At 48.3% G+C, this 21,149-nt stretch carries 17 protein-coding genes and 1 CRISPR repeat array; of the genes, 3 read left to right on the top strand and 14 right to left on the bottom strand.

All coding sequences use genetic code 11. From position 1 onward, the window contains the following. Window positions 1-35: 35 nt before the first annotated feature. From Q9L42_RS11895 to orn, 3 genes are read right to left on the bottom strand one after another with little or no spacing between them, the layout of a single operon-like run. Complete coding sequence (locus Q9L42_RS11895; RefSeq protein ID WP_305908187.1) at window positions 36-347, bottom strand: DUF190 domain-containing protein; 312 nt, start codon at window positions 345-347, stop codon at window positions 36-38. Then, window positions 344-1,051, bottom strand: a complete 708-nt coding sequence (gene crcB, locus Q9L42_RS11890; protein ID WP_432648839.1) for a fluoride efflux transporter CrcB — start codon at window positions 1,049-1,051, stop codon at window positions 344-346. Before crcB ends, Q9L42_RS11895 begins: the two co-directional genes overlap by 4 nt. Before the next feature lie 2 nt (window positions 1,052-1,053). Beyond that, complete coding sequence (gene orn / locus Q9L42_RS11885; RefSeq protein ID WP_305908188.1) at window positions 1,054-1,599, bottom strand: oligoribonuclease; 546 nt, start codon at window positions 1,597-1,599, stop codon at window positions 1,054-1,056. Between the two features lie 95 nt (window positions 1,600-1,694). On the opposite strand from orn, the gene Q9L42_RS11880 reads away from it, so the two are divergent. Continuing rightward, complete coding sequence (locus tag Q9L42_RS11880) at window positions 1,695-2,945, top strand: M48 family metallopeptidase (protein ID WP_305908189.1); 1,251 nt, start codon at window positions 1,695-1,697, stop codon at window positions 2,943-2,945. Continuing rightward, window positions 2,945-3,826, top strand: coding sequence for a ribosome small subunit-dependent GTPase A (gene rsgA, locus Q9L42_RS11875; RefSeq protein WP_305908190.1), 882 nt, complete (start codon window positions 2,945-2,947; stop codon window positions 3,824-3,826). Before Q9L42_RS11880 ends, rsgA begins: the two co-directional genes overlap by 1 nt. A 57-nt stretch (window positions 3,827-3,883) precedes the next feature. Here rsgA and cas2 (Q9L42_RS11870) read toward each other — a convergent pair whose 3' ends face one another. The 7 genes from cas2 (Q9L42_RS11870) to Q9L42_RS11840 form a co-directional block, all read right to left on the bottom strand. Beyond that, window positions 3,884-4,192, bottom strand: coding sequence for a CRISPR-associated endonuclease Cas2 (cas2, locus tag Q9L42_RS11870; RefSeq protein ID WP_305908191.1), 309 nt, complete (start codon window positions 4,190-4,192; stop codon window positions 3,884-3,886). Beyond that, a complete protein-coding gene (locus tag Q9L42_RS11865; protein ID WP_305908192.1) occupies window positions 4,192-4,938 on the bottom strand; it encodes a CRISPR-associated endonuclease Cas1 in 747 nt (248 codons plus the stop codon). The genes cas2 (Q9L42_RS11870) and Q9L42_RS11865 overlap by 1 nt, the downstream gene beginning before the upstream one ends. Then, window positions 4,935-5,900 carry a CRISPR-associated endonuclease Cas1 gene (gene cas1, locus Q9L42_RS11860; protein ID WP_305908193.1) on the bottom strand — a complete coding sequence of 322 codons (966 nt, stop codon included), beginning with the start codon at window positions 5,898-5,900 and terminating at the stop codon, window positions 4,935-4,937. The genes Q9L42_RS11865 and cas1 overlap by 4 nt, the downstream gene beginning before the upstream one ends. 3 nt (window positions 5,901-5,903) lie before the next feature. After that, window positions 5,904-6,188, bottom strand: a complete 285-nt coding sequence (cas2, locus tag Q9L42_RS11855; protein WP_305908194.1) for a CRISPR-associated endonuclease Cas2 — start codon at window positions 6,186-6,188, stop codon at window positions 5,904-5,906. A 294-nt stretch (window positions 6,189-6,482) separates the two neighbouring features. Continuing rightward, a CRISPR array of direct repeats spans window positions 6,483-10,852; the repeat unit is 37 nt; unit sequence GTCTTAATCCCTTCTTAATAAGGTCTAGGTTTTAAAT. Window positions 10,853-10,931: 79 nt separating this feature from the next. After that, on the bottom strand, window positions 10,932-12,062 hold the full coding sequence (locus Q9L42_RS11850; RefSeq protein ID WP_305908195.1) for a Card1-like endonuclease domain-containing protein: 1,131 nt from the start codon (window positions 12,060-12,062) through the stop codon (window positions 10,932-10,934). A 14-nt stretch (window positions 12,063-12,076) separates the two neighbouring features. Next, the gene (locus Q9L42_RS11845; protein WP_305908196.1) at window positions 12,077-14,188 is read right to left on the bottom strand and encodes a CRISPR-associated ring nuclease; all 2,112 of its coding nucleotides are present in this window, start codon (window positions 14,186-14,188) and stop codon (window positions 12,077-12,079) included. 361 nt (window positions 14,189-14,549) lie between these two features. Beyond that, on the bottom strand, window positions 14,550-15,833 hold the full coding sequence (locus Q9L42_RS11840; protein ID WP_305908197.1) for a TIGR02710 family CRISPR-associated CARF protein: 1,284 nt from the start codon (window positions 15,831-15,833) through the stop codon (window positions 14,550-14,552). A 272-nt stretch (window positions 15,834-16,105) separates the two neighbouring features. On the opposite strand from Q9L42_RS11840, the gene Q9L42_RS11835 reads away from it, so the two are divergent. Beyond that, entirely contained in the window at window positions 16,106-17,398 is a 1,293-nt protein-coding gene (locus tag Q9L42_RS11835) for an IS4 family transposase (protein ID WP_305910214.1), read from the top strand. 126 nt (window positions 17,399-17,524) lie between these two features. On the opposite strand, the gene csx16 is transcribed toward Q9L42_RS11835, so the two are convergent. The 4 genes from csx16 to csm3 are packed head-to-tail and all read right to left on the bottom strand — an operon-like array spanning window position 17,525 to window position 21,142. Next, on the bottom strand, window positions 17,525-17,821 hold the full coding sequence (gene csx16, locus Q9L42_RS11830) for a CRISPR-associated protein Csx16 (RefSeq protein WP_305908198.1): 297 nt from the start codon (window positions 17,819-17,821) through the stop codon (window positions 17,525-17,527). Next, complete coding sequence (locus Q9L42_RS11825; protein ID WP_305908199.1) at window positions 17,818-19,470, bottom strand: RAMP superfamily CRISPR-associated protein; 1,653 nt, start codon at window positions 19,468-19,470, stop codon at window positions 17,818-17,820. Before Q9L42_RS11825 ends, csx16 begins: the two co-directional genes overlap by 4 nt. After that, the gene (csm4, locus tag Q9L42_RS11820) at window positions 19,467-20,423 is read right to left on the bottom strand and encodes a type III-A CRISPR-associated RAMP protein Csm4 (protein WP_305908200.1); all 957 of its coding nucleotides are present in this window, start codon (window positions 20,421-20,423) and stop codon (window positions 19,467-19,469) included. The genes Q9L42_RS11825 and csm4 overlap by 4 nt, the downstream gene beginning before the upstream one ends. Then, window positions 20,423-21,142, bottom strand: coding sequence for a type III-A CRISPR-associated RAMP protein Csm3 (csm3, locus tag Q9L42_RS11815; RefSeq protein ID WP_305908201.1), 720 nt, complete (start codon window positions 21,140-21,142; stop codon window positions 20,423-20,425). The genes csm4 and csm3 overlap by 1 nt, the downstream gene beginning before the upstream one ends. Window positions 21,143-21,149 lie beyond the last annotated feature (7 nt).

Here is a 21,149-nt window from a genome sequence, read left to right as displayed (position 1 = left end):
ATTGAAAAAAGAGAATCGTGACCGGCATGACGCCGTTATGCCTGATCGATATGCGCCGTCGCCGGCCAACTGATGATGTGTTTTAATTCCAGCCGCTGCTTCAGCTTTTCGATCGCCCGCAACACCTTATCGGTCTCGTCATAAAACTCGATAATCAACGGCAGCTCCAGCGACAGATTCAGCAGCGTCGAGGTGTGGATTTCCTTGGACACGCCAAAACCGGCGATGCCTCGGGTGACGGTCGCGCCCAATATGCCCTCTTCGTCTCGCAGGATGTCGAGAATATGATTCAGTTGATCATGACCTTCCAGCGAATAAACGCGGGCGATGGTGATTTCTTTGTTCATATTTGTTTCCCCGCCAAAAGTCCAAGCCACAGCGCCATGCCGCAGACCAACACGTTACTCATGAACACGCCCAGCATTGCGCTCAGGTGGGATTCGAAGGAATGGCCGCTCTCGATCAAATAAAGAATCAGATACAGACTGGACAAGGTGATGAACACGCCGACCATGACCGTCACCAGCGCCGCACGATATTCCAGCGAAAGGTCGATTTTATGCATCAATATCGTGCTGACGATGCCGATGATGAAGGCGCCGATCGCATTGACCACTACCAAGGCGTAAGGGAAAGCCCAGCCCATCCAACGCACGACGCCGCCGGAATACATGAACAGCGTACGGCCCAGCAACAAGCCGATCCACACCGCGAATAAACAGGCGAACACGCTGACCAATATATTCAACGACGCTTTCAGCAAGTTGCCCTGCTCGATCAGATACAGCGTCTCCAATGAAAAAGTGGAAAAGGTCGTCAGCGAACCGAACACACCGACCAATATCGCCGCCCGGTATTCCATCGAGATCGCGATGCGCTGCAGAATCAACGCCTCGGTCATCAAGCCGATCAGAAACGAACCGATGATGTTGACGCTCAGCGTGCCGTAAGGGAAGCCGCGCCCCAGCCACTGATAAACGCCGGAAGAAACCAGAAAGCGGAGCGTCGCGCCGATAGCGCCGCCGAAAGCCACTGCGATTAACTGACTCATGTTCAGACTTTAATAAAGTGTTCCCGGTAGTATTTAAGCTCGTCTATCGACTCCATGATGTCGTCCAGCGCCTTGTGCAAGGCCTTTTTGCTGAAGCCTTCCGGCAAGCCCGGCGCCCAACGCGCGGCCAATTCCTTCAACGTGGAGACGTCCAGATTGCGGTAATGAAAATAATCTTCCAGCTCCGTCATGTAGCGATACAAAAAACGTCTGTCCTGACAGATGCTGTTGCCGCACATCGGCGATTTATTTTCCGGCACCCATTGTTTTAAAAATTCCAACGTTTGCCGTTGCGCCTCGGCTTCGTCTATCGTCGAGGCCTTGACCCGTTCGATCAAACCGGATTGGCCATGATGCTGCTGATTCCAATCATCCATCGCCGCCAGCGTTTCATCGGATTGATGCACCGCCAACACCGGACCTTCCGCCAAAATATTGAGATCCTTGTCCGTGACTATCGTCGCTATTTCAATAATCAAATCGTTATCGGGATCTAAACCGGTCATTTCCAGGTCAATCCAGATGAGATTATTAGGGTCCTGAGCCATTAATCGTTTCCGTCGCTATTATTAAGTTGCGGTAAATTGTAGCATTGGCTAATCTGTATAGCTAATTCTTAAAATCCGATGTTGTTACAAAACAAATGAACACCTTTACCCTTATATTTTTAATTGCTTTAGTCATCTCCTATTCGATCCAATTCTGGCTATCGATGCGCCAGAAATCCTATGTCTCAAGCCACCGCAACTCGGTGCCGCAAGCGTTCAAAAACAGCGTTTCATTGGCGGCCCATCAGAAGGCGGCCGACTACACCGTCGAAAAAGGCAAACTGGGCGATATCGACAGTATCATCGGCGTCATCTTTCTGCTGTTGTTGACGCTGGGCGGCGGCATCAGCCTGGCGTTTAACTTCTGGTCCGGCTTCGACTTATCGCCGATGCTGAGCAGCCTGGCCGCGGTCGCGTCCATTTATCTGTTCATGACCCTCGTTGAAATTCCCACCAGCCTTTACCAAACCTTCGTCATCGAGGAAAAATACGGCTTCAACAAAAACACCCCGGCGCAGTTTTTCAAAGACCAGTTGCTGTCGATCACCCTGGTGCTGGTCATCGGCATGCCGATCCTGGCGCTGATACTCTGGGTCATGGACAGCATCGGCTCGTTATGGTGGCTATACGCCTGGGCCATCCTGATGGGATTTTCGCTGTTAATGAGCTGGCTGTTCCCCACCGTGATCGCGCCGTTATTCAACAAATTCACGCCGATGGAAGAAGGCTCTTTGAAACAGCGCATACAGGCCTTATTGGAGCGTTGCGGCTTCAGCAGCAACGGCATCTACATCATGGACGGTTCGCGCCGCTCCGGCCACGGCAACGCCTACTTCACCGGTCTCGGCAACAACAAACGCATCGTCTTCTTCGATACCCTGGTCGATTCCCTCGACGAAGAAGAACTGGAAGCGGTGCTGGCGCATGAGCTGGGACATTTCAAACGCAAACATGTCATCAAGATGCTGGCCGCTTCCTCGGTAATGACGCTGATCAGCTTCGCCATCCTCGGCTGGCTGATCACCCAATCCTGGTTCTTCACCGGCCTGGGCGTCGAAGTCCAATCCAATGCCGCCGCGCTGCTGTTGTTCATGCTGGTGTCGCCGGTGTTCACCATCTTCTTGCAACCGATCAGCGCCTATTTTCAGCGCAAATTCGAGTTCGAAGCCGATGAGTTCGCCACCCGCAACGCCAAAGCCGGCAAGATGATCAGCGGCCTGGTCAAACTGTACGAAGAAAACGCCAGCACCCTGACTCCCGACCCGCTGTATTCCGCGTTTCATTACAGTCACCCGCCGGCCGCGATCCGCATCGCCCATATCGAAGAAAAGATGCAATCGGCCTGATGAATACACTACAAGAGGGACTGGTGCTGTCGCACCTGGGCAAGGGAATTGCCGTCGAAGCCGGCGAACAGCTATTTCTCTGTCAGACCCGGCGTAAAATCGAGACCGTCGCAGTCGGCGACCGTGTGCTGTTTTCCCTCGCCTCGGCCGACCAGGGCCGGATCGAAGAAATCCTGCCCAGACGCTCCCTGCTGATGCGGCCCAGCCGCAACGGCAAGACACGGCCGGTCGCCGCCAATATCGACAACGTCTACGTCGTGTTCGCCAGCGAGCCGGCCGCCGACTTCTTGCTGATCGACCAATATCTGGCGATCTGCGAAAACCGCAACATCGATGCGGTGCTGGTGTTCAACAAAATCGACCTGGACCGCAACGAAAATCTGGAGCGGGAACTGCAGTATTATCAAGCGCTGGGTTATCCGCTGCACCGGGTCAGCGCCGCCGACAATATCGGCATCGCCGAACTGAAACAGGCCTTGAACGGCCATGTCAGCATTTTCGCCGGCCAATCGGGCGTCGGCAAGTCCTCGCTGACCAACACCTTGATTCCCGACAAGGAACTGAAAACCAACACCATATCCGCAACCACGCGCCACGGCCGCCACACGACGACCGCGGCGACGCTGTATCATCTGCCCGACGGCGGCGATCTCATCGACAGCCCCGGCGTCGCCATCTTCGGCCTGGCAGGCTTGACCGAACGCCAGCTGGCCTGGGGCTATCGGGAATTCCAGCCTCTGCTCGACCTCTGCCGCTTCCACAACTGCCGCCATGTCAACGACAAGGGCTGCGCGGTCAAAGTGGCGGCGGAAAACAACGAAATTTCGATGGCCCGCTACCAACGCTTCCTGAAATTGCGGGAAAAAATGCCGACCGACTGAACCGGCCTTGCCCGGCGTTTGAGAAAGAAATACAAGTAACTTACATAATGAGGGCGTTTAAACCAACAGCCTTGCAACCCCATTGCTGAACAAGGCAATATCGTCCGGAAAATACTGTCTGCCTATCGTTTTACAGTCGATATTAGCCGGCAAGGCATAACAGCGCACGTCATCTTCTTTTTCGTTAATAATCTCTTCGATGCTTTGTAACAAATGCTTGATTCCAGAACCGCTCGCCACCACCGAAAACACCGAATATTGCACCGGCAGGCCTTGTTTTTTTAGCAAGCGATGAGTTTTTCCCAAACGTTTGGGATCGGCAATATCATAAATCACCAAATACTGTTGTTGTTTATTGATCGCCATTATCTGTTCTCTCTTAAACATTGGTGCAGCTTATTCAGCAAACCGCGCAATAAATGTTCGATGCGCTGTTTTCGCCGTTCGAACAATACCACCAAGCCGGCATGATCAGGACAAACACCCGATTGTTTCCGCAAGCAAACCAATGGAGGATAAAAATCCCACAACAGCAAAGCCGCCAAATCATCCGCCAAAAAGAACCGTTCGCCCGCGACAGAATCATCGCCAGAATCCAGTCCCAAATCGCCCAGATATTGCAACACCGCACTCACCAACATTCCGTTGAACCTGCCAACGACAGCCGACCATTCCGCATCCAGATAATCGTCCAACCAGCCATTAAAACAGTCCGCATCCGCTAATTGCCAATCGGAAAAACCCAAGCGTCGCGCCGTGCTTCTGACCGCCATCCGTTGCATGCCGGCATACCAGTTTCGATAAAACACCTCGGCATCGGTTTTTTGCAGCATTTCCTGCAAATTTTGCATAAAACTCTGTCGGTTGCGCAAACTTCCTAACCAACGGCTACGGACCTTACCGCCGTCAGTCAAAAAAATTACAGAGATGCCGGCATCCGCACAAGCAAACAACGCCGCCATCGACCAATCCACGGAACCTGAAACAATCACTCGAGAAACCCTGGCAAGCGGAAACAGCTGACGCGACTTATCCGGCACACTGACCGCTAAAGCCGGATCATCAAATTCCACCTTGATCCCGGCCTTGCCTTGCACATAAAGCGGCTTCATGGCGACACACCTTTTTCGGCTTGCAGATAAAAGCGCGCCAAACTATGACCCTGCAAACGAAGCAGGCGCCGTACCGGATGAGCAAACCGTTCATATTCGGCATAAAAAACCTTGCGACCGTCCTTATTCAACAAGCAACGCTTATTTTCAAAAACAAACTGCTCGACCCGAAGCTTTCGGTCCCGGAACAACGACCAGACCAATGCATCCAGACGAGGCCTGAGCGGCTCGATCAGATCACAAGCCAGCGATTCCCTGCCGAATGCGGGTTCATGATAAAACCCCAGCATGGGCTCCAAACCAACCATATAGCAAACACCGACCGCTTCAAAATGCAGTAAAGTGTAGCCCAGCGATAGACAGGCATTCACCGGATCGGTGGGCGGCCGCTTATTACGAGCGTTAAAACCCAACTTAGGGCTAAACAATTGAGTGAATGCGGAAAAATAAGCGGCTGCGGCCGCACCTTCATAACCTCGCAATTGCGCCACTGACGCCACACCCTCGTTCTGTTCCATGATCCCCCGTCGGTTCACCTGCAGAGACCGTATTGCACTCGTGAAAGTCTTTCTCAAATCTGGCCGTTTAGACAAGCAGCTTTCTAGCATTTGCAACTGTTTTTCCAGTTTAGCCAACACCAACCCTGTCGCCAAATTACGCTGCAATTCCTGCCCCAAGCTTACTTTATACTGAGTCAAGCGGCGCTTGGCATCATTATGCTTATGCGAAAACGACATCGTGCCACGCTGGCTATTGCGCCCGGACAAAAACAAGATATCGACCTGATTCCTTCCCAATGCGCATAACAAACGGCTTTCCAGAGTCACATTCCCCCTGACCACGACTTTCTCCAGCATCCTGAATGGAATTGTGCCGCGCTTAACATCATTTTCATACAACGCCATCGCATGCCCATCCAGTTTCAACGCCAGCCCTTTACGATCCAGATATAACGTACTCACCTTTTACCCCACATAATAAAAACCACCATCCTGCGGCGGAACCGCCTTACCTAGAGTCATAACACGACAACGAACATCCAGCCTCAACAAAAAGAAACTGTCTGCCTCGCTATCGATCACCGCCCTCACTTCATCCAGCAATTCGCTTCTTTCCGAGGCGGTTAAGAAACATTCAAACACCGACTTTTGCCCTCCCGAAGCATAGCCGCGCAAGACCTTTAACGCCCGTCTCAATCTTTTGTTGTCGCGTATGTCGTAAGCGGCGATGAATAATATTCGATGACTCATGCCTTCATCCTAGAACAAGACAAAAAAAAGCCATGCATCGACAAGCTTGTCGAACTCTGATTGGTGATTGTTTTCCTTCCAAACCAGATGCTAGTGGAAATCTGATTGGTAACAATCGACCGCATAAGTGACCTGAAAAAACTTACTTGTCTTTGACTTCGTCGTTCCGGCATGGATTGCCGGAACCCAGTTATCATGGATGATGATTTATACCAATAAACTTCTTTCGATGGACTTAATAAGGTCTAGGTTTTAAATTCTCGTATTCAAACAGCATTAGGTAATTAAGCAGACGTCTTAATCCCTTCTTAATAAGGTCTAGGTTTTAAATACATCAGTGGTCTTAGGGCACACTTCACCAGTATGTCTTAATCCCTTCTTAATAAGGTCTAGGTTTTAAATTACCGCGGGCTGGCGAACGTGTGGAATTACAGGTCTTAATCCCTTCTTAATAAGGTCTAGGTTTTAAATAAATTGGCAGTAAGCAATTATACATTCTAAACTACGTCTTAATCCCTTCTTAATAAGGTCTAGGTTTTAAATGGGCAACAATCCACAGCGATGCGGATTTGGGAAGGTCTTAATCCCTTCTTAATAAGGTCTAGGTTTTAAATCACCACGGCTGGTGATAGCCGCGATCAGCTGTCGGTCTTAATCCCTTCTTAATAAGGTCTAGGTTTTAAATTAAATGAACTACACACATGGACAGAGAAAGCAGGTCTTAATCCCTTCTTAATAAGGTCTAGGTTTTAAATGTGACAGTCGCGCCCAGTTGCCGAAAGACATTATGGTCTTAATCCCTTCTTAATAAGGTCTAGGTTTTAAATTTTGTTAAACACGGGGGTAACCCTGAATCACTAGTCTTAATCCCTTCTTAATAAGGTCTAGGTTTTAAATATGACAAGAGCAGAGTTCATAAAGGGAGTGTTGTCTTAATCCCTTCTTAATAAGGTCTAGGTTTTAAATCTGGTAAACTATCAGGACTGGTACGATCAAGAGGTCTTAATCCCTTCTTAATAAGGTCTAGGTTTTAAATCAAAAATTAGAACATATATCAGATATATCGAAGTCTTAATCCCTTCTTAATAAGGTCTAGGTTTTAAATCTCTTTAAAAGGAGAAAAAAAGCCAAGTGGGAAGCGTCTTAATCCCTTCTTAATAAGGTCTAGGTTTTAAATATAAAATGTTAATATATTCAAACAGAACAGGTCTTAATCCCTTCTTAATAAGGTCTAGGTTTTAAATTGAGTGTATAAACGAAGATGATAATAAAAAATATCGTCTTAATCCCTTCTTAATAAGGTCTAGGTTTTAAATGGAAGTGGTCAAGGCTTACGATCCGCTAAAGGTCTTAATCCCTTCTTAATAAGGTCTAGGTTTTAAATTGAAAACGGGAGGGGTATATCTTTAATACCTGTCTTAATCCCTTCTTAATAAGGTCTAGGTTTTAAATAATAATGTAAGTGTATGTGTTAAACAAAAATATGTCTTAATCCCTTCTTAATAAGGTCTAGGTTTTAAATATATTGTAAAAGAGTTATTAGTCTAAGGCTAACGTCTTAATCCCTTCTTAATAAGGTCTAGGTTTTAAATAAAGTTGAATTCAGGCTTCAATAAAAAATCCTACAGGTCTTAATCCCTTCTTAATAAGGTCTAGGTTTTAAATACCAACAAGAACCTTAATATACTTGATTTTCTTGTCTTAATCCCTTCTTAATAAGGTCTAGGTTTTAAATAGTGTTGCGATGTCCAAAGTCCAGCTGTTACGTCTTAATCCCTTCTTAATAAGGTCTAGGTTTTAAATACCATGAAAACATACATCAAATGCACAGTAGGTCTTAATCCCTTCTTAATAAGGTCTAGGTTTTAAATTTTATCCATGACGACGATCCTAACATAATCCTGCGTCTTAATCCCTTCTTAATAAGGTCTAGGTTTTAAATGCAAGCAAAGCCGGACATACGAGTGAATATTTGTCTTAATCCCTTCTTAATAAGGTCTAGGTTTTAAATGAAGCAAAAATGTATATCAGTGGTAATTTCTGGTCTTAATCCCTTCTTAATAAGGTCTAGGTTTTAAATGTAAATAACAAGGACATTGTCAAAGAAAAATTAGTCTTAATCCCTTCTTAATAAGGTCTAGGTTTTAAATACAACAATTCGTGAAATGTTCAGCAAATTTAAGTCTTAATCCCTTCTTAATAAGGTCTAGGTTTTAAATATTTATACAGCAAGTGTATGCTGGAAACCATGTGTCTTAATCCCTTCTTAATAAGGTCTAGGTTTTAAATCAGCCAACAGGCATGGCCAGTATGGTTGGCAGGTCTTAATCCCTTCTTAATAAGGTCTAGGTTTTAAATCCGACATCATCGCCGAACGTGCCGCCATATTCGCCGTCTTAATCCCTTCTTAATAAGGTCTAGGTTTTAAATGCCAAAAGAAGGCGAAACAGTTGGCAAACTTACTTGTCTTAATCCCTTCTTAATAAGGTCTAGGTTTTAAATGTGAGCAAATCGGCAACAAACAATTGTACATTCGTCTTAATCCCTTCTTAATAAGGTCTAGGTTTTAAATTTTAAAGATTTTAGTGAATCGGTACGTCATGAAAGGTCTTAATCCCTTCTTAATAAGGTCTAGGTTTTAAATAAGGAAGTTGAGAAGTATGTGCGGGGGTACTTAGGTCTTAATCCCTTCTTAATAAGGTCTAGGTTTTAAATTTACTTCTCAGGCTCTTTCGGGTCTAAATGTGTCTTAATCCCTTCTTAATAAGGTCTAGGTTTTAAATTTACACAACACAACATCAGCAATTCGGGAAGTCTTAATCCCTTCTTAATAAGGTCTAGGTTTTAAATGAAAATGCGGGAAGTATTCGAACGCGCAGGAAAAGTCTTAATCCCTTCTTAATAAGGTCTAGGTTTTAAATACTTATAACGTCCATTTCGACCTGCCGAACAGTCTTAATCCCTTCTTAATAAGGTCTAGGTTTTAAATGACGTTAGAGAGGCGATTAGTCGCCTTGTCCGTCTTAATCCCTTCTTAATAAGGTCTAGGTTTTAAATATCATCATCAAAGAAACTTCCGCAGTTGAAACCCGTCTTAATCCCTTCTTAATAAGGTCTAGGTTTTAAATTCAGCAATTCGCGAACTGTTCAGCAAATTTAGGTCTTAATCCCTTCTTAATAAGGTCTAGGTTTTAAATCGAGCAAACTAAAAACTGTTTTGCGGATACTGTCTTAATCCCTTCTTAATAAGGTCTAGGTTTTAAATATATTATCTTGCCTGCCTTTGTTATTCTTTTGTCTTAATCCCTTCTTAATAAGGTCTAGGTTTTAAATATCATGACAAGAGAAGAGTTTGTACGGCAGGTATGTCTTAATCCCTTCTTAATAAGGTCTAGGTTTTAAATGGAGAAAGGAGGAAAGGTTCCGTACCGTAACACAGTCTTAATCCCTTCTTAATAAGGTCTAGGTTTTAAATGCTGTGATTGTTGTACCGTTCTGCTCGGTAAGCGTCTTAATCCCTTCTTAATAAGGTCTAGGTTTTAAATCCTTCGGGAGGATAAGATCATGACAAGAAAAGAAGTCTTAATCCCTTCTTAATAAGGTCTAGGTTTTAAATGAACTGCTCCTAACCCTCTTGGTGATTTTATCACCGTCTTAATCCCTTCTTAATAAGGTCTAGGTTTTAAATATACAAAAAACAAGCAACTCGCAATTAATAACCGTCTTAATCCCTTCTTAATAAGGTCTAGGTTTTAAATGCATGGTGGCTGGAAAACCACTAAAGTCCACCAGTCTTAATCCCTTCTTAATAAGGTCTAGGTTTTAAATTACATTCTAAACTACAAACGATATAGCTTGCTTAGTCTTAATCCCTTCTTAATAAGGTCTAGGTTTTAAATAACTGATCGCGATCGAACAGTATAGTGCGGCGATTGTCTTAATCCCTTCTTAATAAGGTCTAGGTTTTAAATAAGGGCATTTTCTTGATATCCAGAAAATGTCGTCTTAATCCCTTCTTAATAAGGTCTAGGTTTTAAATAACAATACGTGAAATGTTCAGCAATAAATTCAACGTCTTAATCCCTTCTTAATAAGGTCTAGGTTTTAAATCAATGTAACTGCAAAACTATTACTTGACTTACGTCTTAATCCCTTCTTAATAAGGTCTAGGTTTTAAATACAGAGTTAACAAACGAAGTAGTTGTTAGGTCTTAATCCCTTCTTAATAAGGTCTAGGTTTTAAATTCTTTAATACCTCATACCATTACTAATCTAACTTGTCTTAATCCCTTCTTAATAAGGTCTAGGTTTTAAATAGGGTAATAGCTCTACCGGGGAAGGAATGAACGTCTTAATCCCTTCTTAATAAGGTCTAGGTTTTAAATGCAAATCAATAACAAACAATTGTACATTCTGTCTTAATCCCTTCTTAATAAGGTCTAGGTTTTAAATCTATGAATAAAGAAGAATTCAAGCAATGTTACGAGTCTTAATCCCTTCTTAATAAGGTCTAGGTTTTAAATACCAAGTTACAGTAAACTTGGTCCGCAGGACTACTGTCTTAATCCCTTCTTAATAAGGTCTAGGTTTTAAATTAGAGGCGGAATAAGTAACCACCGGCCAAGGAGTCTTAATCCCTTCTTAATAAGGTCTAGGTTTTAAATTGCTCGTCGTTTTTCTCCTTTTAATATCATGGGGTTACAAAGGGGGTTGCCGGAAATCCCGGGTTTCGAAAAGTTAGCCTCATTTTTTGATCCATTCACCGAGTTTTTCCTCCAAAAATTGTAATTCCCGATGGCTACAGGTTTCGATTTTTAATTCCCTCGCCCGTTGCAAATGCGCATCTTTTAACGGATTAGCGCTAACCAACATCGAACGGGCCTGCAATCCAGCCAGATTATCGCGAATACTGCCCAATTTGTATAGCATCTGGTCGGCCTTAGGGCCACCCGGCGATTTCGCCGACAATTGACTGGTTTTACATTCCAGAATATGCAGCCGGTTGTCTTTCAATAACGCCACATCCAATTCATTTTTTACGTTGTTGGCTTTCTCCACGACGACGCTTTGCCCGACATCCTGCAAGTTACGGGATTTTTTAATGTTCAGGCAACAGGCGTAAGCATAGGATTCCAGCCAGCCGCCATTGGCGATAAAGCGGGCGTCCTCGTCGCGAAACCGCAATCTGCATCCTTGTTTATCCGCTAACCCGGCATGCTCAAACAAGTCAATCAGCTTCCAGAAATCATGCCGCCCGTCCATTTTCACTTCGGGACTTAAACATTCCCGGTTATCCGCCTTCGCGGCATAGAAATTCAAGCTGCCTAACGCATCACTGAAGACTTCGATATTGCGCGCCAGTTGTCCGGCCAATTCTCGCAACTCGGCGCTAACGCCACCCTGATAAGAATCTACAGCCACCGCACCGTAGCTTTGCAAATATTCCTTAATCTTGATCTTATCCGCCAGATCAACCGTATCCCGGTCACCGGGATGCATCCAAATCAAGCGGTCGGCTTCCGGATGCACATAAAAAATGGCTTTATCGAAGGTTCTGAACACCTCGTAGGCGGCGATGCTCATCGGCTTGGTGCCGCCGGTTGCGTTAAGGACGATGTCGTCTTGCTCATATTCCGTCAGCAGTTCCATGACCCGGTTGCGGATGTGCTCGACATCCCAAGCGTCGTCGACGAACCATCGCTGGACTTTGACGCCGCGTGGCTGATAAATCCTTTCCAGGTCGTCGGCGCGCGCCCGCATATCCGGCGACACCAGCATGACGACACGGTCCGGTCGGAAACGTTCGTCCAGAATCGGCGTGATATTCGGCACGGATTGCGCTGAAATCAGCACTAAATGGGTTTGGTATTTCATTGTTTTTATAGGGTCTAGGAATTAAAATCGAATGTCTCGCTCAGATAACGGTAGATGTCGGCATCAAAGCGTTTCAATAACCTTTCTTTTTCTCCGCCAGGTAAAAAAGCGTGTACAAAGCCTTGCTTGATCATTGCCAACGCATCCCACAAGGTCAATTTGCCATCGCTCATCGCCGCCGCCATCAAATATTCGCCGGTCAAGGTCGTTCGACTGATACCGGGGTTATCGGTGCACACGGTTAGCGGCAAGCCCTTGTCCCACAACGACATCAACGGATATTCGGAAAACTGCTCGGTCGCCGGGTTGCCGGGAACCCGGAAACCGACCACCTCGATATTGGAAGTCGGGCATAGTTCCAAGCAGATGTCGCGGTTGCGAAAGCGTTCGGCCAGTTCCGGATGGTCGTTCAACGTCAAACCGTGACCAATGCGATCGGCATGGAGCAAATAAGCGGCCTTCCAGATCGCCCCGGCCTCCTCGCCTTCGCCGGCATGGATCGTGATCGGCAGGCAGACTTCGAAGGCCGGCAAGAAAACCTCGCCGATGTTGTCCGGAAGCAGCTCTGATTCATCACCCGCCAAATCCAGGCCGACGATGAAATCCGGCCAGCGTCGTTTAGCCTGTACGGCAAGAGCGATGGTTTGTTGCAATTGCTCATTTTTGCGCCGGTCGGCGATGATGATAAAGCGGAATTCCGGTTTTAACCGAGCCGGCAAGCTTGCCAATGCCTGTTGCAGAGCTTGGTAAAAGCTTTCCAGAAAGACCAGTCCGTCGCCGTATTTTTGTGGACTGCCGCGCAGTTCCACATAGGCCAAGCGTTCCACGACACATTGGCGAACGATGCATTCGGCATAGCTAGGGATTGCCGCCGGCGAAGACAACAGCGTCGATCCACTCAAATCGCCGGGCCGCTCGTAGGCGGAAAATCCCCGTTCGCCATGCTTGAGCGCCACGCGCGGTTCGGTCGCCTGCCACAGGTTATTATGTAATTGAGCGTCGCTGGCCTCGACCAGCAAGGCCGCCGAAAGATGCGCTTTGTTGTCGCAATTTTTGATCGAGTCGATCCAATTCCAATCCCAATGCCGGTCGGATTCATCGAGCAAGGTCTTCACCGCTGCCAACGCTTTCGCTTTTTCTTGCTTTGACAACGCTTGCCAAACGGACAGTCCGACTTGTCGCTGATCTTCCAAGTTCAGGCAGCCGCCCAGATGCCGGTGCAAATCGGCTTTTGGCAAGCGCTCCAGCCAGTTTTTGTGTTCAGGTCCCAAGGGTGTCTGACGCAGATGATTGATCAGTCGCGGCGACAGTCGATAGAGACTGCGCCAGTTTTCATGCTTTTCATGCCGGCTCAGGTCGAAAAAATAATTGCCCAGCAGGCGGCTGCCGGTTTTTTCCCGATTCTTGAGTTCCTGTTCCAACCATTTATCGGGCGCAGGCCAGACGACGCTCTGCCCCGTTTCCGGCAACGGCAGCGGAAACGCTTGCGCTGTGACCGCCTCGCAGTCGTCCATGCGAATATCCAATAAATCGCTGCGCTGGGTTTGGCCGGTGATCAGCGGCATGATGGCGGCGCAATTATCCGCAATGAGCGGCTTCGTGAATAATTCCGGGGCTGCATTTTTCAGTGATTCAGGCATCTGTTTGAATTCCGCGCCGATCACATGCAGCAGGGCGCTGCAGCCGAATACCGTGGCCGCCCACTGCATGTCGGCGCTCATCGTCTTGCGTCCGCCGGCCAGCGACAAGGTCACTTGCCCACCCTGCGCATATTCGTGCGCCGCGAGGACCGCCCTGACGATCAATTCCCGAATATGCCGGCATTCATGCTGTGTCGTCAGTTCGTTGGTGGCCTCGGCCATCCAAATTCGAAGGATCGGCGGTTTCGGCAACAGGTCAGCCCATTGCACGAGACTGGCCAGGCTTTTTTGCGTGGCTTCGCCCTGGGTCGTGCAAACCCATATTTCGTCGACTTCTTCAAGATCGTATTCCGCCAGGAGTTTGTCTAATTCCGGCTTGTTCGGATGATGTCGATACAGCGGCAGTTTGCCGGGGCTGGTGAAGCCGTATATTTCAGGCGCCACCGCCCAGCTTGCGCCCAAGGTACATAGCAATATATTGGTCATGTTTCGTGTCGTTGATTAATCGTCTCTAGGTAGCGCGGTTTAGACGATGCGCTAAAGCCCGCTTACAGAATTGCCTCGTTCCCACAGTCTCCGCTCATCGTTATACATAAGTCTCGTCATACCCGCCGGGAGCGGGTATCCAGCGTCAAGGATGACAAGCCAAATACATCCTTGTAGCCTGGATTTCGGCAATCCCTGCCGGAATGACATGGTTCACATAAAGATGTGTATAACGATGAGCGGTCTCCGTGGGAACGCATGCTGCGCCGCTCCGGCGGCGTAAAACACTAAGCGTCCGACGATGTTTTCTCGTCGGAAAATGGGCATAATCGAATTCAACAAACCACACGTTTGTCCGGCATTAATTCAATTCATATCTGTTCGGCAGTTGGTTAGGCAATGTTTTTATCCCAACGCAAGCTGTCTCCGCCAGTAACATCGGAATGAATTTGTGCTCGATAAAGCGGACTAACTCGTGCCAATGCTCGCGGCGCACCGGCGAAAAGCCGTGCGCCAGAATGGACTGGTTGCGAATCTTGATATGGTTCAACAAGGTTTTATCTTCCTGTTCTATAAACTGGGCCGCGGCGCCATCGGTTTTCAGCTTGATCAACTGCCAGGCATTGTAAAGGCCGGCTTGCCATTGTTGCTCGCGATTTAGGCTCAGTTGCATGCCGTCCGGAATTTCCGTTTCCGGCACATTGGCAGTATCGATGCCGCAGCGATGAAGCAGCATCCATTGCGCAGTCCATTCTATCAGCCGGTAAATCCGGGCAATCGCATCATCAAAGCGTCCCTGTTCGGCTCGGCGCAGGGCGTTCAGATATAAATCGTAAAGTCGCGCCGCATCGCGTTTTTTGGGATCATTGTCATTCAGGCGCATGGCTATACCGAGATAGGGCTTCATAGTTGACGGCATGCTTGGCGCATAAGGCCGCAGTATTCTCAGGGCGATTTCATGATTGAAATTATCCCATTCCGCAAAGGCCGTGCTTAAATCCCGGAATCGGTTCAATGCGGCCCTTAGCTGAGTATTTCTGGGCGTTTGTATCCTTTTCAGCCCCGCTTCGGCTTCACCGTAAGCGAATCTCTCCCAACACGCGCGGAAAGGCGCAAGGGTCCGCTGAAAACGGATTTGCTCGATATTGGCCAGTGCGGTGTATTGCGAACCGTCATGGACTTTGATCAGGTCGGAGCGGTTTCCGGTCACCAACTGCAGTTCGATGTTAGGATTTTCCAGCGCCGCCATCGCCAACCCGGCGCTCATAGATTTGGTGCCGCCGGTATAATCGGCGACAATGCCGGCCCCGGGAAATTTTTTCAAGACGGAGTCAATCACCCGACTGCAATCGAGATAAATACGATCTAGATCGTCAGAAACCGTCAATACGACTTCATAAGCCTCTTGTGATAGTCCCGTCTGTTGTGGGATCGCCGGTAGAGTCGGCTTATCGTCGTTATTATGGGCCTTGATGCAATGGCCTTTTCCCGTAATCTGAATATTCGAGCCGGGTCGGCCAGTGGCCGGATCTTTATCTGTGCAAATAAAAACGACATAATCGGGTCGCATTTCGTTGATCGCGCTGACGATGGGCTGATGACTGCCACCTACGGTGCAGACGAGAATAATTGGTTTGCTGTTCATACGTTGGTGTTATTTCTTTGCGTTGCAATCGTTTTTTTAGGGGCCTGAATTTTTATGGTTCCGGCGCGCGAACCAGCAGGCATCACTCCCGCGGTTACTGGACGCTGAGCTTCACTGGATACGTTCCCACGCAGGAGCATGGGAACCATAACATATCAGTCTCTTTTCCATATCGTTCCCACGGTCTCCGTCACTGCCATTAAGTTAAGAAGAAAATTATTGAAAATAAACGATAATACCAGCCTTTTACCGTTAATAATGCCTAAAAAAAACTGGCTCTCACCCACAGCCGCACACAACTCGAAGATGAAACGTTTAAAAACACTCACAGAACATCAGAAAAGGACTTTACTCGAAAGCGAAGTCTACCGTTTGCATTGCTGATGGTCTTGATTATGAGAAAGAGTGTCAAACCTTTGCAAAACGTCCTTAACGAGGCCATGATGTGGCTGAACGAGCCGCTAGTGACCGCCAGCGCGTATTCGCAAGCGCGCTACAAACTCAAACATACGGCATTCATCGAATTAAACCAGAGCGCCATCGTTGATACCGTGTATAGCGATGATGAATATCATAAATTCTGGGGTTTTCGCATACTGGCCGTAGATGGCTCGAAAGTGGTGCTGCCCAATACCGAAAAGGTACGCGAGGAATTTGGCACGATCAACTACTCTAATGGCAAAAATAACGAAATCGAAGGTGAGCATCCTTATGCGCTGGCATCGGTGCTGTATGATGTGCTGAACCGCATGGCCGTAGACGCGCGGTTGGGCAGAGCAAAAGCCTACGAGGTCGATTTAGCAATTGAGCACCTGGCTCACACCAAAGCTGGCGATTTGCTGACCATGGACAGGAATTACCCGTCATATCGCATGTTGGCCGAGCTGGTTCATCGCTCGCGCGATTTTGTGATTCGCTGTTCGGCGGCCTCATTTGCGGCAGCCAGAAAAATGCTGAAAGGCGAGGGAAAGGCCAATCAGATTGTCACCTTGAAGCCTTGCGCCGATCAGAAGCCTTTGATGCAGAAACTTGGGTTGCCGATGTCGCTGAAAGTTCGCTTTGTGCGCGTCCGTTTGAGTACTGGTGAATACGAAGTTCTGGTGACCTCGCTGTGCGACAAAGACCTTTACCCGACGGCCGAGTTTTTAGAGCTGTATCACTTGCGCTGGGGAATCGAGACCTTTTACGGGTTGCTGAAAACCCGCCTGGAATTGGAAAATTTCACCGGAACGCAGGCGGAAGCGGTCAGGCAAGATTTTCATGCAACTGTGTATTTGACAGGACTGGAGTCGATTCTGACCGATGCGGCGCAAAAGCAGTTGGATGCTAAAAATACCCAGTTTCCACAGAGGGTTAATCGTTCAGTATCGTTCAACGCCATCAAGCACCATGCTTTGGAACTGCTGTATGGCGATACTGAAATCGAGATTCTCGAAGAAAAGCTTACCGCTTTATTTTTAATGAATCCGACCATAGTCAGAGAGCGCCGCAATCCGCCTCGCAAAAAAACATCTGCGAGGCGCTTGCTAAATTTCCATAAACGTCAGAAAAAGCATTGTTTTTAAATGAAATTCTTTAACTTAATGGCAGTGACGGTCTCCGTGGGAATGCATGCTGCGTCGCTCCGGCGGCGCGGGGCGCAGAGCGACCCCTCCTGCGTTCCCTCGCGGAGCGTGGGAACAATGAAAAAGCTACTCCTCGATCCTGTCTACCCGATATTCTTCCAAGCGGGCATGGCACTGCCGCATCTGTTCGATGTTCAGTTCCAACCCGCGCCACTCCGTCGGCAAGTCCAGGGTCAGATGCAAGTAACGCGCGTTTTTCAGTGTCAATTCGGCGACCAGATTGACCGGCAGACTGCCGATCACGACATCTCCGGATCGTATCTCGTCGATGTCCAGATGCGCCAGTTGTTTATCCACGCAAATACCTTGTTCTTGCGCCCATTGTATCGCGCCGGGGTGGCGGGAAATGAAGTAGGTGGTCATGGTTGCAAAGCCTTGAGCAGTTCCTTGGCTTTTTTGTTGCCGTTGGCGCCGATAAACGCCAACACGTCTTTAGCAACGTCCAGTAATTCGGACTTGGCACCAGCCGGCCAAGCTTCAGTTTGCTTGATCAACTCCCGCATGTCGCCATAAAGCGGGCCACCAATCTGCTCACGCAGGTTGGAAGCTTGCTTTTGTTGCAGCTTTTGTCTTAATGCATCGATTTGCAATTGCTCCGGCGTCATCGAAGCGCGGCGCCGTTCTTCCTCTTGTTGTTTCACACGCAATGCTTCGGCCTGCTGTCGTTCGACTTCTTTTTGCTCTTGTTTTTTACGCAGCCGCAATTCGGCTTGTTGTTTGAGCCGGTTTTGCTTGTCGAGTTGTTGCAGCATCCACTCGGTTAAATCGCCGTGGCTCTTTTCCAACCAATTCTGCAATTGCGTGTCATGCGATTGAGGATCGATTTCAACCAACACCCAACCGAACGGCAGCAAGGACTTATGATCGGCAATATCATCGGCGACCAGCCACCAGGTCTTAGGCTCTTTTTCCCATTTAGGCTTTTCGCCACGACCTTGCATAATCTTGATACTGCGAACGCCGCCGAGTGTCAAAGCCTCGGCACCGCTATGGCGGCCAATCCGGAGCATGAAAGCCTCTCCGTCATTCAGCCGTTTCAACAGGTCGTTTTCCATCAATTGCTCGATTTGGTTCAGCCAATCGGATTTTAAATAATGTCGTTCCTTCATGGCGTTCAATTCTCGCCAGAACAGTTCCATGTAAAACCCATTGCAGGCTTTAGCGATCTCTTTTATCGTCCAGTGGAAGCGTTGTTTAGGTAATTTTCTATCGTCTTGCGCAATCGATTGCGTATCGTGCAGCGTTAAACTACCTGTAAAACCCTGGTAATGATTGGGAGCAATACATTCCAACAATTGATAGAGCTCGCGGGTTTCAGCCTGTGATTTGATTAATTGGCCATTTTTCACAACGGGCTTGCGTTTGCGGTTTACCGCGAATCTCACCTGGCAGGCCGGTTTGTCAACGCTGCCCTGCCAAGCGGCATCGCCGATAGAAATCAGCCGCATCGGGTCGGTATGGAAGTTACCTGCCAACAAACGCTGCTGGAATTGTTGGTTACGCTCTCTACGATCTTTAAGCCGTTCTCCGTCGTTAATCGCATCTAAAAGAGCCGTGCGAATGGCGCCTTTGATGCTGCTACCCGGCAGTAACGGTGTGGCATCGACCGGGTTATAAAAGGTCCGTTCGATTTCCAGTTTATTGATGATTCGCCTGCCATTGCCTTCGTGTTGGGCTGTTTTGCCGATCCGTTTTTGGTAAAGTGACTTTATGCCACTCGCCGTTGGGATAGGCTGCTTGGCAAACGCCAACAGCTTTTCACGGTGGTTATGAAAAAACGCTTGCACTTTGGTCAGCATGGTGTCGTCCGGCTTGCCATTGACGATGGCCAATAACTGCTGTCTCTCGTTTTCGCTTAAACCAGCCAATGCTGCTTGACTATCGAAGCCATATAACGCGCCGGCTTCATCATCGATCACATAGTTGCCCGGCTCATAACTTTCATCGGCACCGATATGCAAGGGCGACAGCGGCGTATATTTCAGCGTGTAATGATTCAAAAAATGGGTCATGAACATTCCTTGGAATTAACGTTGATCGCGATAACCGGCGCATAACCTTGATGCACCGTCGCAGACAGTGTTTTGGATAATTCGCCATTGCCGCCGATGCCTTGTCCGATAAAACCGGATTCGGGCGGATTTGTCCCGAATACGGCGGCAGTCTGCGCCAGTAGCACCGGATTTTTAAACGGTTTGCCTTCCTGGTGTACGGCGATATCTCCATGCCGGCCAAAGCGGGTAAATAACTGGTAGAAACTAAGCCGCCCGTCAAACCCCAGGCCTTGGGGTGCGCAAGGCGCGAGCGTCAGACAGGCATTGGCGTTGTCCTGCGTCGGCAAGGGCCTGGCTTGAAAATCCTCAACCGCGAATTTGCCGAGCCCAATGCTGGCGTCACGGCCAAAGCCGATATTGCCGATGTCAGCCAGGCATTGTTCGCAATCTTCGGCGCTCAACCGCCCGCTGTCGAGCACTAGATAAAAAGACCATTTGAGGCCGGGGATAAACCATTCTTGTTCGATGCTGTAAGGCGCAAAACCGCCCTCACCCGTCGTGTTGGTTCGTCGATCGATGGTATTGTGAGATTGAGGATGCTTTTCGCTCAATTTGGAATACTCTCCGGCAAGCTCCGAAGCATTGCGGGCCAGGCCCAACCATTCTGAAACCGGTTTTTCAATCTCTGTTTCAGGCAGCCAGCAGCGCTTCTTGACCGCTTTACGATCTTCTCCGGCTATGGCTTGATAAAAACTGCCCGGCAGTTTGGGCAACGGTAAATAATGCTCAGGAAACGCATCGGAAACCACCGCGAATGGCTTGCCGTCTGTGTAGCCATCCAGTAATTCGGTCAAGTACGCTTCACCGAGACGATTGCGAATTGCCCAACACAGTTGTCCAAACAGCGTGTCGCCCTTTAACGGCGTGGCAAATGCCGATAAAGGGCGTAACGTCACACAGAAGCTTTGCATCAGGCGGCCTCTTGCAGTTTGAGTTGTTCAAGCCTGGCTTGAATGTCCTGGTCATCCAGTTTCAGGCTGCGAAAGGCTATTTTGCCGTAACCGCGCGACCCGGAGCCACCCAGGCCGGTCAGTTCCAACAATTTGAGGCCGACCAGGATCGTATCGGTCAGGTCTTCTTGATCGTGGACGCGTATCGTGAGGTTAAAATCAAATCGAGCGGTGGCGGGGACGCGCTCGGTGTTGCGCGGATGCTCGGCCGTGCCTTTGATGCGGTCGATCGTGTTTTCCATCTTGGTTTCGGTGAGCAACAGGTTTTTGCGATCCATTTCATTAGCCCATTCGGGATCCAGCGAGCAATCCCAAAAGGACAGACGGCTGGGGCCGATCTCGGCCAATAAATCGACGGCAATATCGCCGTCCGGCGCGCCGCCGAACAGCTTGATCAGGGCTTTGGATGCATCCAACATCTTACCGTCTAGTTTTTTCAGATGCTTGAAGCTTAAGGGATGGCCGTCTGTTTGTCCGACCACGCCTAATTGCCATTCCAGTAAACTGCGCATTTTGCCTTTGATGCTGGAACCTGGGATATAAGGTTGCTGGGTAATCGGGTTCTTGATGACCGGGTTGTCGGTGCCGCCAATATGAATTTCGGTATTGCCGCTGCCGATATGTAGGCCGCTGAGCAGTTCGATCTGGCCGGTGAGTTTTTGAATTTTGGTCAGTTGCATAGCATTG

Source organism: Methylomarinum sp. Ch1-1 (assembly GCF_030717995.2).
Lineage (GTDB): Bacteria > Pseudomonadota > Gammaproteobacteria > Methylococcales > Methylomonadaceae > Methylomarinum > Methylomarinum roseum.
The sequence above is the reverse complement of the archived record's forward strand: the minus strand, read 5'-3'. Positions and strand labels throughout refer to the sequence as shown.

Excerpts from the sequence above, each read along its gene's own strand:
- Q9L42_RS11895 (WP_305908187.1), bottom strand. The coding sequence starts at position 347 with ATGAACAAAGAAATCACCATCGCCCGCGTTTATTCGCTGGAAGGTCAT.
- crcB (WP_432648839.1), bottom strand. The coding sequence starts at position 1,051 with ATGAGTCAGTTAATCGCAGTGGCTTTCGGCGGCGCTATCGGCGCGACG.
- orn (WP_305908188.1), bottom strand. The coding sequence starts at position 1,599 with ATGGCTCAGGACCCTAATAATCTCATCTGGATTGACCTGGAAATGACC.
- Q9L42_RS11880 (WP_305908189.1), top strand. The coding sequence starts at position 1,695 with ATGAACACCTTTACCCTTATATTTTTAATTGCTTTAGTCATCTCCTAT.
- rsgA (WP_305908190.1), top strand. The coding sequence starts at position 2,945 with ATGAATACACTACAAGAGGGACTGGTGCTGTCGCACCTGGGCAAGGGA.
- cas2 (WP_305908191.1), bottom strand. The coding sequence starts at position 4,192 with ATGGCGATCAATAAACAACAACAGTATTTGGTGATTTATGATATTGCC.
- Q9L42_RS11865 (WP_305908192.1), bottom strand. The coding sequence starts at position 4,938 with ATGAAGCCGCTTTATGTGCAAGGCAAGGCCGGGATCAAGGTGGAATTT.
- cas2 (WP_305908194.1), bottom strand. The coding sequence starts at position 6,188 with ATGAGTCATCGAATATTATTCATCGCCGCTTACGACATACGCGACAAC.
- Q9L42_RS11850 (WP_305908195.1), bottom strand. The coding sequence starts at position 12,062 with ATGAAATACCAAACCCATTTAGTGCTGATTTCAGCGCAATCCGTGCCG.
- Q9L42_RS11845 (WP_305908196.1), bottom strand. The coding sequence starts at position 14,188 with ATGACCAATATATTGCTATGTACCTTGGGCGCAAGCTGGGCGGTGGCG.
- Q9L42_RS11840 (WP_305908197.1), bottom strand. The coding sequence starts at position 15,833 with ATGAACAGCAAACCAATTATTCTCGTCTGCACCGTAGGTGGCAGTCAT.
- csx16 (WP_305908198.1), bottom strand. The coding sequence starts at position 17,821 with ATGACCACCTACTTCATTTCCCGCCACCCCGGCGCGATACAATGGGCG.
- Q9L42_RS11825 (WP_305908199.1), bottom strand. The coding sequence starts at position 19,470 with ATGACCCATTTTTTGAATCATTACACGCTGAAATATACGCCGCTGTCG.
- csm4 (WP_305908200.1), bottom strand. The coding sequence starts at position 20,423 with ATGCAAAGCTTCTGTGTGACGTTACGCCCTTTATCGGCATTTGCCACG.
- csm3 (WP_305908201.1), bottom strand. The coding sequence starts at position 21,142 with ATGCAACTGACCAAAATTCAAAAACTCACCGGCCAGATCGAACTGCTC.